A 17,658-nucleotide genomic window follows, 5' to 3' on the forward strand; every position below is an offset into this window, starting at 1 on the left:
AAAACACCGGTGAAGATTCGGTTAAACCGATCTCTTCTTTAAACAACAAAATCAGATATCTAGCTCAGATATCCGACCACGTACCAATCCATAAGTTGCACCGTTAGCATGAGTCCCACTTTAGGGCCATATCAATTGAGATTGCATGTGCTCACGAAGTTTGTCGGAGTTGGTTTAATTATATGTTTTTATTCAAATTCTCCTAAGTCGGCTACCCGATTGCTGCTCGCTCACCTCATCCTTTAGGTCAAGAATTTCTTCGTTGAGGTGCATAATCACATAAACATTTCTTTATGTGAAAATGACAACTTGTTCGATATGCAACAAATTCCGGTTCGTTATGGGTCTTTCGTGGATTTTTGAGGAAAGCGAAGAGGGAACCGGTGCGTCTAAAGCCGTACCGGTGCAGCGCCCTGCAACTGTAAACAGTAAGTCTCGGCCCATCACGCAACTGGAAGAAATCATTCCGGCTCTGCTCGAGCGGTGTTGCCGATGCAACGCAGATCCACACCCATATTTACTATTTAGAATTCAAAGATATCATCGGCGTTATCGAACAGATCCATGCCGACGTGATTTCGATTGAAACTTCGCCCTCATGCATCGAGCTGCTTGAATGACTTCAAACATCCCAGCGAGACTAGCCCACGCGTCTATGATATTCATTCGCGCAGCGTGCCCAATGTTGGCGAGATGATTGAATTCCTGCAGCTTGCGCGCAGGCAGCTTTTCGACGACCTGCTTTGGATCAACCTCGATTACGGTCTAAAAGTCCGCAAATGAGATGAAGTACGCCCTGCGCTCGCTAACATGGTGTCGGAGGCGCTGCGTAAAGCGTGTGGCGGCAAAGTTGAAATTGGTCTCTCCGAAAACGACATGCGCAAAACCAAACATTTAGCCTAAACAAACCAGCTCATGCCGGATTGCATGTCGCATTTCTGGCCACATTTCTGGCCACATTTCTGGCATGGATTATCCGCCGTTCACAAGTGACAGAATGAGCTGTTCAACATTACCGCCCGATCCCATCTCCACGCGGTCGAAATCCCGCCCTTGCTGACGTTGAACGTTTACCAGATCGGTAATGCGAGTGATAAGTTCACGGCGCATTTTCTGGCATTTTGGATCATTCGGAATTGAAAGGCCCACTGTTGTACGGACGATCTCGCGCGTCATGTCTTTGGCAGTCTCACCGTGAACAAGTTCATGCTTATAGATGCCATCATAAAAACGTTCCCAGTTTTCCTTCACTGGAGAGGCGAGCTTCTGAGATGGTTTTGGAAGCGTATAGGTAATTTTTAGCTTCGGCTTTGCTGAAACAATCCGACAACCATTATTGGAATTGTCGAATTTGCGATCCCAGGTCAGCACAAAAGTCGTGTGCGCAATGACCCGGGATTTGCCAGCCTTCGGGCCTCGCTCACCGATTGATTCATAAAGCTGCGGACCCGTACGTCCAGAAATCGCATAAGGCTTTATGACTTCAACGGCTTTCCAGTCGTCTTCCGCATGGGCTTGCTCTGTAAGAGCCAAGCCCGAAAACAGAAAACCGCAAACAACACTCAACACAGCTATACGCACGATGACTCCAAGCCCGACCAGCCAAAACAATGGGCGCAGGCTACAATATGATGACGGCGAGCAGAAGCCCTTTCAATATCGGTGATAGCGAACCTGTTGATCAGAACCAAATTCCCCCATTGGCATATTTTTTAGTAATATTGACTATATCTTCATATTTTCGTAGATACGTATTTATGAACAAAACTGACCCAATCGACCCGGGCGTACAAACCCACCTTGCGGCCGACGAGGCAAGTCAATTCCTCAAATCTATCGCCAACAATCACCGGCTCATGATCCTTTGCCGGTTGCACGGAGGTGAAAAGTCTGTGGGAGAACTTGCCGAGCTGATCGGCTTAAGGGATTCCACAGTCTCACAACATCTGGCTTTGTTACGACGCGAGGGCATTATTGCCGGACGCCGTGAGGGGCAGACGATCTGGTATCGTGTTCAAAGCGATATAGCGAAGCAGGTGATGGCGGTTATCTGCAAACATTTTCAGATGCCAGTGAAAGATTAGCTGGAGACTGAATGCAACTGCATAAGCGACGATGAAGAAGTATAGAAGATGACCGACCAGACTATCGCCAGACGCAATATTTTTGTGCTGACTGCCGCTCAGGCACTGGGTGCTGCAAGCCCTCCAATCATTATTTCGCTAGGCGGTTTGGTCGGCCAGCAGCTTTCTTCTGATCCAGCGCTCGTCACCCTGCCAGTCAGTCTGTTCAATCTTGGTCTTGCAGCAGGCACCCTGCCGGCAGCCTTTGTCATGCGGTCCTTCGGTCGTCGCAACGGCTATCTGCTGGGCGCTTGTTTCGGCATGGCTGCAGGTCTCATTGCAGCGCTCGGCATTTTTTCGGCGTCTTTCGTCATCTTCTGTTTCGGCACATTTATTGCGGGCTTTTATGCTGCCTATGTTCAAAGCTATCGGTTTGCTGCGACCGACGCCGCCACAGGTGCACTTAAAGCACGCGCCATTTCTTGGGTGATGGTTGGTGGTTTGATCGCCGCAATCATCGGACCGCAGCTTGTCATCTGGACACGAGACTCATTGCCAGCAACGCCCTATGCAGGCAGCTTCTTGAGCCAGGCAGTCCTTGCGCTGCTGGCTATTCCTGTTCTCATGTTATTTCGTTCACCAAAGGCTGAAAAATCCAGCAATACCGCCAATAATGGCCGCCCCCTCAAAGAAATATTACTGAGCCGGCGTTACATACTGGCTTTGGCCGCTGGCGTCGTCTCCTATGGTCTGATGACATTTGTGATGACAGCCGCGCCTATCGCCATGGTTGGTCATGGTCATTCGGTCGATCATGCAGCACTTGGTATTCAGTGGCATGTGCTGGCAATGTTTGCTCCAAGCTTCTTCACGGGCATGTTGATCACTCGCTTCGGCAAGGAACGCGTCACCGCTATGGGCTTGCTGATCATTGGCTTGTCGGCAATCGTTGCACTCTCGGGCCTTGATCTTACTCATTTCTGGGCTTCGCTGATCCTGCTCGGCATCGGGTGGAATTTCGGCTTTATTGGCGCAACCGCGATGGTTGCTGATTGTCACACTCCGGAAGAACGCGGCAAGGCACAGGGTGCGAACGATTTCTTCGTCTTTGGAACGGTTGCATGCGCATCGTTCTTTGCCGGATCACTGCTGCATTCGTCTGGTTGGGAAACCATCAACTGGCTGATCTTCCCGGCTGTCGCTCTCATTCTTGTGCCGTTGGTCTGGCAATCTGCACGAATGCAGAAGGCCAAAGCCACAGCCTAACAAAAAGCCCGCCCTAATTGCTCAGGGCGGGTTTTTTCAGATCAAAGCGCATCCCAAAACTGGAAGCCCGTTTCTGGAAGAAGATGCACGTAAAGACCAAAAATACGATCTTACTTTTCGATCGTGCGGTTCCAGCGGCTGTTGAGCTGCTGACGGCCTTCGTTAACAGCATCCCAATCAAGCGTGTTGGCTGTCTTCATGTAGCCATTAAACGCATCGAGCTTTGCCTGTGCATCTGGCGAACCGGCTTTTGCCTTCAGGTTCGATGGAATGACATTGCCATGATCAAGCGCTTTGCTCTGCGCATCAGCGGAAAGCAGGTAGTGGGCGAGCTTCTGGCTCAATTCCGGCTCGCTGTTACCTGCAAGCACGCATTCGGTCACTGCGAGAATGACGGAGCCTTCCTTTGGCTGAGCATATTCAACCGGAATGCCCTTGTCCTTCAGGTTGTTTACGCCGGTTGGGGTCAGCGGGAAGATCGCTGCCTCGCCGGTCTGGACCATCTCCGAAATCTTCGCCGATGACGGAATGAATTCCAGAACGTTCTTGCCAATCGTGTCAGGGAATTTTTCAAAACCTGGTTCGAGGTTCTTGTCGTCACCACCCTGAATGCGATTGAACATCAAGAATGCATGCAGACCGAAAGTCGAGGCCGAAGCCGACTGGAACACAACGGCGTTCGCATATTTCTCGTCAGCGAAATCCATCCACGATGTTGGAGCGGCCCAGCCCTTCTCGTCGAACAGCTTCTTGTTATAGGCAATACCGGTCATGCCCATATCGACGCCGATTGCCATATCGTCCTTCAGACGTGCGGCTGGCTGAATGTCAGCGAGAACCGGATCCTCAGAGATTTTCTGGCAAAGGCCAGAATTGATTGCACGCACCATGACACCATCGTCGAGCAGCATGACATGCATCTGTGGCTTGTCTTTCTGCGCCGTTGCCTTGGCGAGAATATCAGCCGAAGTGCCTGGAACGACGACAACCTTGACGTCGTTGGCTTTTTCGAATTCCGGCAGAACGTGCTCGGTATAGGCGCGTTCCATGTTGCCGCCATTCATGCCGATATAGAGCGTCTTGGCCTCAGCCGATGCGCCCGATACAAAGGCTGCCGATAGGCCCAGTGCCATTGCCGCCATAGCGGTAATATGTTGATTTTTCATGCTTAGTTCCCTTCCATGTTAAGTTTGGTATTGGTTGAAGTAAAACGGTTGATCGAAAATGCATCGATCGGTGTTTCTGTCTCGCCTTTAAGCGCCAGATCTGTAAGCACAGCGCCGACTGCCGGCCCGGTCTGGAAACCGGCACCGCAAAAGCCGAAGGCGTGATAAAGGTTCTTGACCCGACTGCTTGGGCCAATCACCGGATTATCATCTGGTATTTCAGCTTCCGTTCCGGACCAGAAACGGATCACCTGTGCATGTTGGAGATGCGGAAACAGTTCGATTGCACGCAGCATCACCGAGGAAGCTGCATTGACCGAAGGCCGAGAAAAATCTGGGTTCACCAGCCGCGTACCACGTCCCCCACCCATGACGTAATTGCCGCGCGTGACCTGACGGCCATAAAAACCGCCGCCTTCTTCGCCAAGGCTCATCGGCAAGCGAAACGGCATTGGCTCGGTCACGACCATCGTCGGATAAATCCGCGTTAACGGAACCGGCTCGCCGAACGAGGCCGCAAACTGATCCGACCAGGCGCCTGCGCAATTGAACAGAAGGCGCGAGCGGATTTCGATGGTGTCGCCCGCGGGATTGCCTCCCGCCAAGATAGCAAAACCGTCACCCGTTTCACGCGCTTCGATGACCGGCGTGTTTTCCAGAACGGTGGCACCTGCAGCTAGTGCGGCGCGGGCAAAGGCAGGCGAAACCAGACGCGGATTGGCATTGCCATCTTCCGCACAAAGAGAAGCACCTGCAACATCGCCCGGAAGCCATGGAAAACGTTCGCGCACCGCATTGCCGCCGATCAGCTCAACATCTAGGCCGAGCGGTTTGACTTTTTCTGCATAGGCCTCAAGCTTGGCGAAATGAGCTTCCGTGCGAGCAAGTTTCAAATGTCCGCTGCGGTTATATTCGCCGTCGATGCCGATCAGTTCTGACAGACGCGCCCATAATTTGTGCGAACGCTGTGCGAGCGGCAGTTGTTCGGGCGCGCGACCCTGCCTGCGGACACCGCCATAATTAACACCACTCGCCTGCGCACCGCAAAAGCCCTTGTCGAGCAGAATGACCGACAATCCGGCTTGCCGCATGAAAAGCGCGGCCGATCCGCCAACGATTCCGCCGCCAATAATCACCGCATCCGCCTGAAGTTGTCTGGTCATGACGAAGCGCTTTCCTTAGCGGGAGCGCCAAAGCCGAGCGGGATCGGCTTGACCGGCGCCTGTGCGCGGATCCGCCCGAATTCAGCAGGCGTTTTGTCCTGCATTGACGCGAGAAGTTCTGCGGCGGCAGCAGTACACATACGCCCCTGACAACGGCCCATTCCTACACGAGTAAGCGCCTTGAGCCGATTGATCTCCCGCGTATCACCAAGACTGATGACTGCCTTTGCATCACGAACGGCGATTTCTTCGCATCGGCAAAGGGTGACATCGCCTGCAATCGTGTCGAACCAGTTTCGCGGGAACGGGAAGGCTTTTTCGACGATGAGGCGTTCGCGATAAATATGATCGAGTTTTGTGAGAAGCCTGCGTTCGATGCCTTCATCAAACGGCAGGTCCATGTCGCGCAACATTGCAATTGCGGCCAATGACCCACGAATTTCAGCAGCATCCGCACCGGCAATGCCTGCACCGTCACCTGCCACATAAACACCTTCGCGGCTTGTCCGCCCAAGCTGGTCTGCGGCAGGAAGCCATGCGCGGTCGCGCTCTTCAAAGCGGAATTCGCAACCCGCGAGATCGGCAAGCTGGCTTTCAGGACGCAGCGCAAAACCATAAGCCAGCGCATCACACTTAACCTCGCGAACGCGGCTGCCCGTGCGAAAGCGAATGCCTTCCACATGACCTTCGCCCAAAACCTCATCCGGCCGCACATTATAATGGATCGGCACGCCACCAAGCTTGAGACGCAGACCATAATATGCGCCGAGCGCAACGATGCGCGGCGCATAAAGCGCAAGATGTGCCAGATGAAACTTGGAGGTAAAAGGTGCTGTGTCGAGAACCGCCACGACCTTCGCACCTGCATTATGATACTGCCAGGCCACCAGATAGAGCAGCGGACCTGACCCCATGAACACCACGCGTTCGCCGACGGTACAGCCTTGGGCTTTGAGTGCGGTCTGCGAAGCGCCGAGCGTATAAACGCCCGGCTTGGTCCAGCCTTTGAACGGCAAAACCCGGTCGGTCGCACCTGTCGCGAGAATGAGATGGCTATAGGCCAGCTGGCTATGCGAACCGTTGGTCAGCAGATCGAGACGATCGCCCTCGCCGCGCGTGATATTCCAGACGAGCGTTTCCGGGCGATATTCGATTGCGCTGCGCAACGCGTCGAAAGTGGTGTGCAGCGCTTCAGCCTTATGCGCCTCAGAACCATAACGGCTGCGATAGCTGCGTCCGTCATCAAGTGGTGGCCGTCGGTAAATCTGACCGCCCGCGCGAAAGCCCTCATCGATGACGAGGGGTTTAAGCCCAGCTTCAACGAGGATTTCGGCTGCACGAATGCCGGCAGGTCCTGCGCCCACAATAACCGGATTGAGCCGAGTGCTCATAATGCAGGCTCCGTCACAAATGACATACCCTCTTCAAGTAGCGTGGTGCAGGCACGAAGCTTGTAGCCCTCAGTCGTCATCACATGACAATCCTGACACGCGCCGATCAGGCAGAAACCGGCACGCGGTTCTCCGGTAAATTCGGTATGACGCACCTTGCCCTGCACCGAAAGGATAGCAGTCAGCACGGTATCGCCACGGCGTCCCTCAAAGGAGACGCCATCAAGCATGAAGCTGATCGGCTGCTCAGTCAGCCGATACCGTCTGCGGAACTGGGCCGCGGCAGGCGAAGCCGGGAATGTCATGATCTGCCTGCTTAGCCTTTACCCACCAGCAGTCGGTCGAGACCGAACATGCGATCGATAATGATCATGGTCACGGTGGCAACTAGGATCATCAGGGCGGAAACAGCCGCCATCATCGGATCGATAGATTCGCTTGCATACATATACATGCGGACCGGTAGCGTAACCGTGGACGGCGAAGTGACGAATATCGACATGGTCAATTCGTCAAACGAATTGATGAAGGCGAGAAGCCAGCCACCCGACAGGCCGGGCAGCAGCAGTGGCAGTGTGATGCGACGGAACACAGTCCACTCGCCTGCACCCAGGGTGCGTGCCGCGTTTTCCGCATTGCGATCCATGCTGCCTAGCGAAGCAAGGATAAGGCGGAGCGCATAAGGCGTGACGACAATCGTATGTGCGGCCACCAGCCAGCCAAAAGTGCCGGTGAAGCCCATCAGCGTGAAAAGACGCAGGAAGGCAACACCCAGAACCAGATGCGGAATGATCAGCGGCGACAAAAACAGCGCGTTGAGCGCATCGCGGCCACGGAACGCATATTGCGCGATTGCAAGACCTGAGGGCACGGCCAGCGCTGTTGAAATGGTTGCCGAGAACAGAGCAAGCTTCAGACTGTTGCCAAAGGCGGTCATGAAGTCGTTATGCGCGAAAACGGCCTGGAACCAGCGAAGTGAAAGACCGTTCCACGGCATGGACAGTGTGTTTTCCGGCGTGAAGGCAACAAGACAGACGACAACCATTGGCGCCAGCATGAAGATGACGATAAGCGTGTGAAAGAAAAGGGCGAAAGGACCGTTCTTGACCATGGCGGTTACCCCAGCTTCTTTTTCGCTTGCCCTTCGAGCATGCGATTATAGGCGATCATGATCACAAGATTGGCGACCAGAACGATGATGGCGATGGCAGCACCCAGCGGCCAGTTCAGCTCGATTAAGAATTCGTCATAGACGACGGTTGCCGCCATTTTCAGACGACGTCCGCCAAGCAGACCCGGAATGGCAAAAGAGCTGGCCGAAAGCGCGAACACGATAAGGCTACCCGACAGGATGCCAAGCACTGCCTGCGGAAACACCACCCTGCGAAGTGCCGTCAGTCGCGATGCACCAAGCGTCAGAGCAGCTGCTTCCACCGAAGGATCGAGTTTCTGCAGAACAGTCCAGACCGGGATCACCATGAATGGCAGCATGATATGCACCAGACCGATGACAATGGCCGTTTCGGTGTAAAGGATCTGCGTAGTCGGCAGGCCGACCATGTCGAGCACGCTGTTCACAAGGCCATTTCGACCCAGCAACATGCTCCAGCCGAATGTGCGAACCACGACCGAAACCAGAAGCGGACCAATGATGACCAGCAGGAAGATCGAGCGCCATGGCTTGCGCATGTTGGACAAAATATAGGCCTCAGGCACACCGATCAGCACCGTGATAACGGTTGTGATCAATGCCAGTTTGAGCGTGCGCCAGAAGATTGCGAGATAATACGGGTCTTTAAGAACCTGCGTATAATTGGCAAGTGTGTAGACGTCCTCGATACCCTTGTCGTAGCTATAGCTATTGAATGAGAGCAGCACGGTGAGCCCAAGCGGCAGCAGCACGAGTGCGAAGAAGAGAAGCGTCGAAGGTCCGACCAGAAAGAGCGGGAGTAGATTGCGCCGATCTTTCTCCGAAACGTTTTGATCCTGTGAGGTGACAGCCGACATGCTTAGTTCACCCCTGCGGTGAGGATGCGGCAATCGTCATGATTCCAGCTTAGACCAACTGCTGTACCTTCGGCCGGTGGCGGGTTGCCGAGATTAGGCAGGGCAACCGAAAGCTGACCTGCTGGAGTTGTAACACCGAGCAGCCATTGCGCACCCATGAAATAGCGCGTTGAGACTTCACCTGCGATGTGGCCTTCTTCCGCTGCAACAAGCTGCACCTTTTCAGGGCGGATGAAGACAGAAAGCTCTCCGGATACCTTCTTTCCGCCTTCCTGCACTGGAGCGGGAAACCGGATAGCCGTATCGGCCAGCGAAATGACGTCGCCCTCAGCGCGCGCTTTCAGGAAGTTCGACTTGCCGACGAAATTGGAAATGAAGTGGTTATGTGGGTGCTCATAAAGCTTATAGGGCGCATCGACCTGGGTGATGATGCCCTTTTCCATGACCACAATGCGATCGCTGATCGAAAGTGCTTCTGCCTGATCATGGGTCACCATGATGGTGGTGATACCGACAGTGCGCTGGATGCGACGCAGTTCGAACTGCATTTCTTCACGCAACTGCGCATCAAGATTGGAGAGCGGCTCATCGAGCAGCAGAACCGGCGGATTGATGACCAGCGCACGCGCAATGGCCACACGCTGGCGCTGACCGCCTGACATTTCACGCGGATAACGCTCCGCCAGCGCGCTCAGGCGAACCAGTTCAAGTACGTCGCGGACACGTTTTTCCCGCTCTGCTTTTGGAACCTTGCGCATTTCAAGGCCAAAACTCACATTTTGCGCGACTGTCATATGGGGAAACAGGGCATAGCTCTGGAAAACGACACCGAGTTCTCGCTTAGCTGGGGCAAGACGGGTGATCTCGCGACCATCAAGAGTAATTGCACCCGATGATGGCGGTACCAGACCGGCAATCATCTGCAGGGTGGTGGTCTTGCCACAACCAGAAGGGCCGAGAAGCGAAATGAACTCCCCCTTATCAATCTCCAGATTGAAGTCATTCACGGCTGCAAACTTGCCGTAATAACGGGAAATATTGGAAAGGGTCAAAAAGCTCATTGGGTCTCCCTCTCGGCAAGACCTCCGCCAATCAAATGGGGGAACGGAAGCGCCGTGATGTTGTCTCACGTCGCCTGTTAAACAGGGCTGGCTGGCGGGAGCGGCCTGATCGCGCAATTTGAGCGCTGATCACACTTGGATTTTTTGAACGCATGACCGTCCGGCCACTTATGCGACCGCAGCGTTCCCCATACTTCAAGTTAAAACCGCCGATCCGCTTGCAGCATTGATTGCAATGCCTTGCCGGACCTTCCCATTGGCGACAGTTTTAGATGGCAGAAAAATTCGAACGATTACAAATTATAATTTTCATATTCGGAAGAAATTATATATTTCTTTCAAAATGCAGAATTTGGAAGCAATAATATGGATGATATATCAGAGAATATGAAATCTGGTGCCGCGCTTAACTCAAGTCTGGTCAAGGCAATTCATATTTTGAAAGGTCTCGCTGCCAGCACGGACGACGGCGTGCGGCTGATTGATCTGGCGCGCGCACTTGAGCTCAGCCAGCCATCGGCTCATCGTCTGCTCAAAACACTGATCGCAGAAAACCTTGTTGAACAGCTGCCTGACAAAAAAGCCTATCGCCTGTCGCTGGAGTTTTTTGCCATGGCCGCCCAGGCGCGCCAGCGCGATGGGATACTGAGTTTTGCTCGCCCATCACTTTTAAGGCTCTCAACCACCTTCAACGATACGGTCTTCCTTTTAGTGCGCAGCAATTTCGACGCCGTCTGCCTTGATCGTGTAGAGGGGCCATTCCCGATCCGCTCTTATACCGGCGATATCGGCGGTAAGGTTCCGCTTGGTATTGGCCAGGGAAGTCTTGCCATTCTCGCTTTTCTACCCGAAGAGGAGCGCGAGGCGATCATTCGCTTCAACATGCCACGCATTCTGGACAAAGCGACCATTGATGAGGTTGACCTTCGTATCATGATTGCCGAAGTACGCGAGACAGGCGCTTCCACCTTCAACTTTAACATGATTGACGGCATGGCGGGTCTTGGTGTGCCTATTCTCAATCGAGAGGGTGAAGCTGTGGCAGCACTGAGTATTGGTACACTTGCCTCGCGCCTCACCGAAAAACGTCAGCAAACCGTGACGGAGTTGTTACGCAAGGAAGCGGCGACCATTGCGCAAAAGCTCAATCCGTTTGACCCAACATTGCGACATCCGAACCAGGCCTTGGTGAAATAATCGGATAGTTTTGAAGCTCTCCGCGCAACAGGCTTACCTGTCCACAGCGATAGCTTAGAGCGCCTTTCGATCCGAATATTGAAGATCGACGCTCTAAGTCTATGTTTTTACTTATTTACTTCCAAAAAACTCATTCTTTTCATCTCGGTTTAGATCCAAAATTGCAGATTGACTTGCATCATGCGCCGTCGTTTGATCGGGCAAGTGTGGGGGATCTGTCGAAAGAGGCGAAAAGCCCGGAGCAGAAAATCCATCTCTTTATTGATGTAAAAATGGAGTTCTGTTGTGTTCAAGTTCACCAGACGGGGAATGTTTCATCTTGCTCTCGCTCTCGCCGGATCCACGGCGATGGGCACGATTGCCACCACAGCGGCCCAGGCGCAAGACAAGATCCTGTTGATCATAAATGGCGCGCTCGGTGATAAGTCCTTCTTCGATTCCGCGGCCAACGGAATGAAGATGATCAAGGAAAAATATGGCGATGACGTTGAAACCAAGATTCTGGAAATTGGTGACGATCCGACGAAGTGGGAACCGGTTTTCCTGGATGCATCGGAACAGGATTGGGATCTGATCATCGGCGGCACTTACCAGATGTCAGAAACCGTAGGCTCTGTCGCCCAGCAATATCCAGACAAAAAATATATCCTTTACGATGCAAGCGTTCCTTATGAAGAAGGCGGATACGACAACGTTTATTCCATTCAATATAAGCAGAACGAAGGTTCGTATCTTGGCGGCATGCTAGCAGCTTCGCTGCTCAAAGAAGGAAAGCTCGGCGACACTGGCAAGAACCTCGGTTTCCTTGGCGGCATGGACATCCCGGTGATCAACGACTTCCTCGTAGGCTATGTTGCTGGTGCACAAGCTATTGAGCCGGATACAAAAATTTCGATTTCCTACGCAGGTTCCTTCATGGATGCGGCAAAGGGCAAAGAGCTTGGTCTCGCACAGTATCGTTCGGGTGTTTCGCTCGGCTTTGTCGTAGCTTCGCAAACCGGCCTAGGTCAGCTTTCGGCGGCCAAGGAAACGGGCAAATATGTTCTGGGCGTGGATTCCGATCAGGAAGCAATCTTCAAAGACAGTGACCCAGCGATGGCCAAACAGGTCGTAAGTTCTGTCCTTAAGAATGTCGACGTCAGCCTTCTGCAATCCTATGACCGTTTCAAGGAAGGCAGTCTGCCATTTGGCAAAGCTGAAGCGCTCGGCCTGAAAGAGGGGGCTGTCGGCATCGTGCAGGATGGCAATATGGCCTCAATGGCCACACAAGAAATGAAGGATGCCATCAAGAAGGCTTCTGATGAGATTTCCGAAGGCAAGATCACGGTTCCAACGGCATTTGGCATGAGCACAGAGGATCTCAACGCGATCCGCAACAAGGTTCGTCCATAATCGTGGAAAAACAAGTCGAAAGCACAGAAGGCGACGATGCAATCGTCGCCTTTCGCGATGTGAGCAAGATCTATCCGAACGGCACTGTCGCCTTGCGCGATGTGTCGTTTTCAATCCGTACCGGTTCGATCCATGCAATTTGTGGCGAAAACGGTGCCGGCAAATCCACGCTCATGAAAATTCTGTTTGGCATCGAAAATGCCACTGCGGGCGAGATCGTGATCGACGAGGAGACGATTTCTTCCTGGTCGCCAGAAGACGCCAGCGCGAAGGGTATTGGCATGGTGCATCAGCATTTCTCGCTGGTGCCGACACTAAGCGTTACTGAAAATATCATTCTCGGTCATGAGCCTATGAAACACGGCTTTATCGATCGTGCAGCCGCCCGCAAAACCGTCGAAGAGCTGATGCGGCATTATGATTTGCATGCCGATCCCGATGCGATCACCGGCACACTCTCGGTCGCAGCGCAGCAGAAGATCGAGATCCTAAAAGCGCTCGCGCGTCGCACACGCCTTCTGATCCTCGATGAGCCCACCGCCGTTCTTTCTCCGCCCGAAATCGAGGAGCTGATGCGTCGGCTGAAGGCACTGCGCGATGAAGGCATTACCATTCTCTTTATTTCTCACAAGCTCAATGAAGTGCGCGAACTGGCAGAAAGTGTAACGGTTTTGCGCGCTGGCGCTGTTGCAGGCACTGAGAAACTTGCCGATGTTCCAGACGACGCCATCATGCAAATGGTGATGGGCCACGCGGTCGAAATTCCCCAACGCGCGCACAAGCGAAATGCGCCGCACAAAGTTCTTGAATTGACCTCGGTTACTATTGAAGCCCTCGACCCTGCTGACCGTATCCGCGATGTGAGCCTCACCATTGGGGCCGGCGAAATTGTCGGTGTTGCCGGTGTTGATGGCAGTGGCCAACGCGGGCTTGTGTCCGCCCTCTCTGGCCTCATGCGCGCAACCCACGGTGCGATTGCCCTCAATGGCGTTGATATGCTTGCAGCCGATACGGCCAGCTGGCGCAAACAAGGCCTTGCATATCTGCCTGCCGACCGTTTTTCGCAAGGTGGCGCGCCGGGTCTGTCGCTGGCTGAGAATACCATTGCCGGCACAGATGGAAGCCATGAAACAGATTTAGGACCCTTCCTGCGCTTCAACGCGATCAAAGCCCGCGTTAGCGGAATGATAAAACAATACTCGGTCCGCGCCGGGGCAATCACAGAGCGGCTCGACTCGCTTTCGGGCGGCAATGCACAAAAACTTATTGCCGCGCGCGAACTTGCGACCAATCCGAAATTTCTGATCGCCGATCAGCCGACTCGCGGCATTGACGTTTCAGCAGCAGCCTTTTTGCACCGCCGCATAGATGAAGTAGCGCAACGGGGCTGCGCCGTTCTTCTCGTAAGCGCTGATCTCGATGAACTGTTGCGGCTCAGTGATCGGATTGTCGTTTTCTTCAATGGTCGAATTGTTGCCGTTCTGACGAACGGGCCCGACATCACTCCGGCGGTTCTCGGCCCGTATATGCTTGGCACGAGGACTGTTGCGTGATGCGTAGACTTATTTCCCACCTCATCCCGTTTTTCCTGACAGTGCTTGTCATCGGTATTATCATGGCACTGCTGATTGTCCCTTTGGCCTTGATGCAGGATAATCCGTTGGGTGTGCTCAAGACCTTCTTCCTCGGCCCGTTTGGCAGCATCCGTCATATGGGCAATGTGGTGGAAGCTGCAACGCCGATCATGCTGACGGGGCTTGCCATCACAATTCTTTTCCGGTCGGGGCTGTTTAATTTAGGCGCGGAAAGCGGCTTCTACCTCGGCGGTCTCGGTGCTGTTGCGGGTGCCGTTCTGCTGCCATCACTGGGATGGTTCTCCCTGCCTGTTGCGATTTTGTGTGGGGCAGTTGCGGGCAGTTTTGCCTGTACGATACCTGCAGCTTTGCGTCTTCGTTTTGGCGCATCCGAGATGGTAACATCTCTGGTTCTAAACTACGCCTTCCTGTTTTTGGGGCTATTCGTACTCAATTATGTCATCCGCGACCCGGCCGCCGGCGGCATGATGTCGATGCGGATCCCCCCCGAAGCCAAGCTTGATCGCCTTTTGGCGGGAACGCGCCTTAACAGCGGGTCGATCATTGCCATTCTCGCCTGTATCCTGGGCGGTGTCTGGCTCTATTGGACACGTTCGGGGCTCAATATTCGGATTGCGGGTTCAAGCCCGGGATTTGCAAACCATCTCGGGCTTCCGCTCACAGGAATAATCATGCGCGCGCAGATCGTTGGTGGTCTGGTTGCAGGCATGGCAGGTGCGCTGGAGGTACTTGGTTTGCATAACCGCTTTGCATGGCTAGACTTGCCGGGCTATGGATGGACGGGTCTGGTTGTCGCCATTCTGGGCCGTGAGAATCCATTCCTGCTCATTCCGGCCGCTTTGTTCTTAGGCTTCGTTCAAGTTGGCGGCGACCTTCTCGCCCGCAACATGAATATCCCCACCGAAGTGGTGGGACTAGTGACAGCGGCAATCATGGTTGGTGCAACCGCAAGCGTAATCCACAAACATCCGACTGTGCTGCGGCTCATTCGAAACCTGCGCAATCGGGAAGGAGAACAAGCATGAGCACTGTTCTCACACAAATCTTCGATCCGGCATTTATTGCAACCATTCTGCGCGTTGCCACGCCTTTGTTGCTTGCAGCGCTCGGCGTCATGATCTCTGATCGGGCAGGTGTGTTGAATATCGGCATGGAAGGCATGATGCTGATTGCAGCATTGATCGCGGTATTGGCAAGTGCTGCAACTGGAAGTCCGGCGATTGGCTTGCTTGCAGCTCTTATAGTCGGCGCCTTTCTCGGTTGGCTCATGTCTCTGTCGGTCAACAAGCTCGGCACCGACCTCATCATGACGGGCATTGCCCTCAACATTGCAGCAGCAGCCGGTACAACGCTCGGACTCTTTCTTGCAACCGGTGACAAGGGCATGTCGGGAGCGCTTAAAAGCGGGGCGTTACCGAGCCTCAGCGTTCCCTACATTGGCAATATCCACATCCTAAGCTTTGCCGCTTTGCTCGCGGTTCCTGCCGTCAGCGTTCTGATGATGCGGACGCGTTTCGGCCTTCACGTGCGCGCAACAGGGGTTGATCCGAAGTCTGCGCGTGCGGCTGGCATTCACACCGGACGCGTTCAGATGCAGGCGCTGGTCCTTTCAGGCATCTTTGGTGGTGCGGCTGGTGCTTATCTTTCGCTCGGTTATGTCACCTGGTTTGGCCAGAACATGACCGCTGGTCGTGGCTTCATTGCCATTGCAGCCGAAGTGATGGGACAGGGAACCGCATGGGGAACCCTGGCTGCAAGTCTGGTCCTGGCCGCAGCAGAATCGCTCGCGATCACCCTGCAAAGCCTTGGACTGCCATTCGAGCTGATGCAGATGATCCCTTATCTCGTGCCCGTTGTGGTGCTGACGGTACACGCCGCAAGAAGACAGCGGCGTGCAAGACAGTTGAAGAAATCCTGAAATGCATGAAAACGAGAAAAACATGAAAGCTTGGGAGCTGACACGCGATCTTCTGCGCAACACGAAGCCTGTGGTACGCACGGCAGAAGAGCAGACATGGGATGCAAGCGCTGTCATGAAGGCGCAGGACGATCTCATGGCGATGTTCTGGAAAAGCAATGTACCGGGTTCAGCAGCACCCGAATGCCTGATGGCCGGCGCACTGCAATCACTCGAAAACAAGGGCTATAGACTGGCGCCCTATACAGAGCTTCTCAAGGATGGACTAGCAGCGCTTGAACGCTCTGATTTTGAAACGCTTTACCGCATCGATATGCGGTTGCGCATATTGATGCGGGCGGCAAAGCCCGATCCCGAGCATCCCTCGCAAAAAACCACACGCTTTGCCTCTTGGGATGCATTTGATGCGTCAGTGAACTGGCCGGACGATGTGCCTTATCCTATCCAGTCTGATGATTTTCGCGAGCGCACAGCGGGCGCTTGGATGGCGCAGCTTGTGGGAGCTGCGGCTGGCACAGCACTTGAAGGCTATACGGCCGAGAACATCATGGAGGTTTTCGGTCCGATCCGCGATTATGTGCGTGAGCCCAATACCTATAATGACGACATCACCTTTGAAATCGCCTTTCTGGAAGCCTTTGGCGACAAGGGTTTTGCTTTAACCAGCGCGGATATTGCCGAGCGCTGGACGTCGCTGATACCGCTTGGTTGGTCAGCTGAGGCAATCGCGCTTTCCAATATGCGTCGTGGTCTTACCGCACCTGAAACCGGTACGTCCGACAATCCCTTCGATGAATGGATTGGTGCCCAGATGCGCGGCACAATCTGCGGCATGGTCGTGCCGGGGCGTGCGCGTGAAGCTGCGCGTCTTGCCTTCATGGATGCGGAGATTTCGCATGCAGGAAACGGAATCCTGGGCGAAGTGTTCAATGCTGTCATGGCGGCCCGCGCCTTTGCAATCAAAGACACCCGCGAATTGCTGGTTTCAACGGCAGAGCTTTTCTCGACTGAAACGGAATATGGGGCGGTTATCGCTTTCGCCCTTGATGCTTGCCGTGCGGCTGGTCGCTGGCAGGATGCATGGGCAAAATGCGATGCGGAATATGCCGAGTATAACTGGATTCACGTCACGCCAAATGCCGCCGCGCAAGTTGTGGCACTATGGTTTGGTGAAGGCGATTTCGATCAGACGCTGGAAATCGTCTGCGGTATCGGCCACGATGTCGACTGCAATGCCGCGCAGATTCTGAGCATACTTGCCATCCAGCACGGCCCCGGCATTATCGCAGACCGTTGGTCAAAGCCGCTCCTTGCCGACGACATTGTCACCTATATGCGCCGTCCGGCGAAAATCTCGTTCGACACACTTGTCGACCAGACGGTCAACGCGGCGCGCAACGCACTTTAAAGTTTTTCACGCTTTTCCGAACGCCAAACCA

At 53.9% G+C, this 17,658-nt stretch carries 16 protein-coding genes and 1 pseudogene; 9 read left to right on the forward strand and 8 right to left on the reverse strand.

Features of this window, described 5'->3' with window-relative positions; genetic code table 11:
• Positions 1-464: 464 nt before the first annotated feature.
• Positions 465-780 (forward strand): annotated as a pseudogene (locus QSJ70_RS06705) (5-methyltetrahydropteroyltriglutamate--homocysteine S-methyltransferase); the annotation flags it as partial.
• 192 nt (positions 781-972) lie between these two features.
• On the opposite strand, the gene QSJ70_RS06710 reads toward QSJ70_RS06705, so the two are convergent.
• A complete protein-coding gene (locus tag QSJ70_RS06710; protein ID WP_502871670.1) occupies positions 973-1,581 on the reverse strand; it encodes a DUF922 domain-containing Zn-dependent protease in 609 nt (202 codons plus the stop codon).
• A 176-nt stretch (positions 1,582-1,757) separates the two neighbouring features.
• Here QSJ70_RS06710 and QSJ70_RS06715 point away from each other — a divergent pair, with 176 nt between their 5' ends.
• Positions 1,758-2,084 carry an ArsR/SmtB family transcription factor gene (locus tag QSJ70_RS06715; protein WP_215777945.1) on the forward strand — a complete coding sequence of 109 codons (327 nt, stop codon included), beginning with the start codon at positions 1,758-1,760 and terminating at the stop codon, positions 2,082-2,084.
• 48 nt (positions 2,085-2,132) lie between these two features.
• Positions 2,133-3,329: an MFS transporter gene (locus QSJ70_RS06720; RefSeq protein ID WP_285535249.1), complete on the forward strand. Its 1,197-nt coding sequence runs from the start codon at positions 2,133-2,135 to the stop codon at positions 3,327-3,329.
• A gap of 110 nt (positions 3,330-3,439) precedes the next feature.
• Here the strand turns inward: QSJ70_RS06720 and QSJ70_RS06725 are convergent, their stop codons facing one another.
• The 7 genes from QSJ70_RS06725 to QSJ70_RS06755 are packed head-to-tail and all read right to left on the reverse strand — an operon-like array spanning position 3,440 to position 10,117.
• Entirely contained in the window at positions 3,440-4,495 is a 1,056-nt protein-coding gene (locus QSJ70_RS06725; RefSeq protein WP_285535250.1) for an ABC transporter substrate-binding protein, read from the reverse strand.
• A 2-nt stretch (positions 4,496-4,497) separates the two neighbouring features.
• Positions 4,498-5,658: an NAD(P)/FAD-dependent oxidoreductase gene (locus QSJ70_RS06730; RefSeq protein ID WP_285535251.1), complete on the reverse strand. Its 1,161-nt coding sequence runs from the start codon at positions 5,656-5,658 to the stop codon at positions 4,498-4,500.
• Entirely contained in the window at positions 5,655-7,049 is a 1,395-nt protein-coding gene (locus QSJ70_RS06735; RefSeq protein WP_285535253.1) for an FAD/NAD(P)-dependent oxidoreductase, read from the reverse strand. Before QSJ70_RS06735 ends, QSJ70_RS06730 begins: the two co-directional genes overlap by 4 nt.
• Positions 7,046-7,354 (reverse strand): (2Fe-2S)-binding protein, encoded by a 309-nt coding sequence (locus tag QSJ70_RS06740; protein ID WP_285535254.1) that lies wholly within the window; start codon positions 7,352-7,354, stop codon positions 7,046-7,048. The genes QSJ70_RS06735 and QSJ70_RS06740 overlap by 4 nt, the downstream gene beginning before the upstream one ends.
• 11 nt (positions 7,355-7,365) lie before the next feature.
• Positions 7,366-8,160 carry an ABC transporter permease gene (locus QSJ70_RS06745; protein ID WP_215777937.1) on the reverse strand — a complete coding sequence of 265 codons (795 nt, stop codon included), beginning with the start codon at positions 8,158-8,160 and terminating at the stop codon, positions 7,366-7,368.
• A 5-nt stretch (positions 8,161-8,165) separates the two neighbouring features.
• Positions 8,166-9,056: an ABC transporter permease gene (locus tag QSJ70_RS06750; protein ID WP_215777935.1), complete on the reverse strand. Its 891-nt coding sequence runs from the start codon at positions 9,054-9,056 to the stop codon at positions 8,166-8,168.
• A 2-nt stretch (positions 9,057-9,058) separates the two neighbouring features.
• On the reverse strand, positions 9,059-10,117 hold the full coding sequence (locus tag QSJ70_RS06755; protein ID WP_215777933.1) for an ABC transporter ATP-binding protein: 1,059 nt from the start codon (positions 10,115-10,117) through the stop codon (positions 9,059-9,061).
• 366 nt (positions 10,118-10,483) lie between these two features.
• On the opposite strand from QSJ70_RS06755, the gene QSJ70_RS06760 reads away from it, so the two are divergent.
• From QSJ70_RS06760 to QSJ70_RS06785, 6 genes are all read left to right on the forward strand, one after another.
• Positions 10,484-11,314 (forward strand): IclR family transcriptional regulator, encoded by an 831-nt coding sequence (locus tag QSJ70_RS06760; RefSeq protein WP_215777932.1) that lies wholly within the window; start codon positions 10,484-10,486, stop codon positions 11,312-11,314.
• 285 nt (positions 11,315-11,599) lie between these two features.
• Positions 11,600-12,706, forward strand: coding sequence for a BMP family ABC transporter substrate-binding protein (locus QSJ70_RS06765; protein ID WP_215777930.1), 1,107 nt, complete (start codon positions 11,600-11,602; stop codon positions 12,704-12,706).
• Positions 12,707-12,708: 2 nt separating this feature from the next.
• On the forward strand, positions 12,709-14,259 hold the full coding sequence (locus QSJ70_RS06770; protein ID WP_285535258.1) for an ABC transporter ATP-binding protein: 1,551 nt from the start codon (positions 12,709-12,711) through the stop codon (positions 14,257-14,259).
• Positions 14,259-15,326 (forward strand): ABC transporter permease, encoded by a 1,068-nt coding sequence (locus QSJ70_RS06775; protein WP_285535261.1) that lies wholly within the window; start codon positions 14,259-14,261, stop codon positions 15,324-15,326. Before QSJ70_RS06770 ends, QSJ70_RS06775 begins: the two co-directional genes overlap by 1 nt.
• Entirely contained in the window at positions 15,323-16,219 is an 897-nt protein-coding gene (locus tag QSJ70_RS06780; protein WP_215777925.1) for an ABC transporter permease, read from the forward strand. The genes QSJ70_RS06775 and QSJ70_RS06780 overlap by 4 nt, the downstream gene beginning before the upstream one ends.
• A 22-nt stretch (positions 16,220-16,241) precedes the next feature.
• Positions 16,242-17,627 carry an ADP-ribosylglycohydrolase family protein gene (locus QSJ70_RS06785; protein ID WP_285535264.1) on the forward strand — a complete coding sequence of 462 codons (1,386 nt, stop codon included), beginning with the start codon at positions 16,242-16,244 and terminating at the stop codon, positions 17,625-17,627.
• Positions 17,628-17,658: the final 31 nt, after the last annotated feature.

It is taken from the genome of Brucella sp. NBRC 12950, from assembly GCF_030268145.1.
Classification (GTDB): Bacteria; Pseudomonadota; Alphaproteobacteria; order Rhizobiales; family Rhizobiaceae; genus Brucella.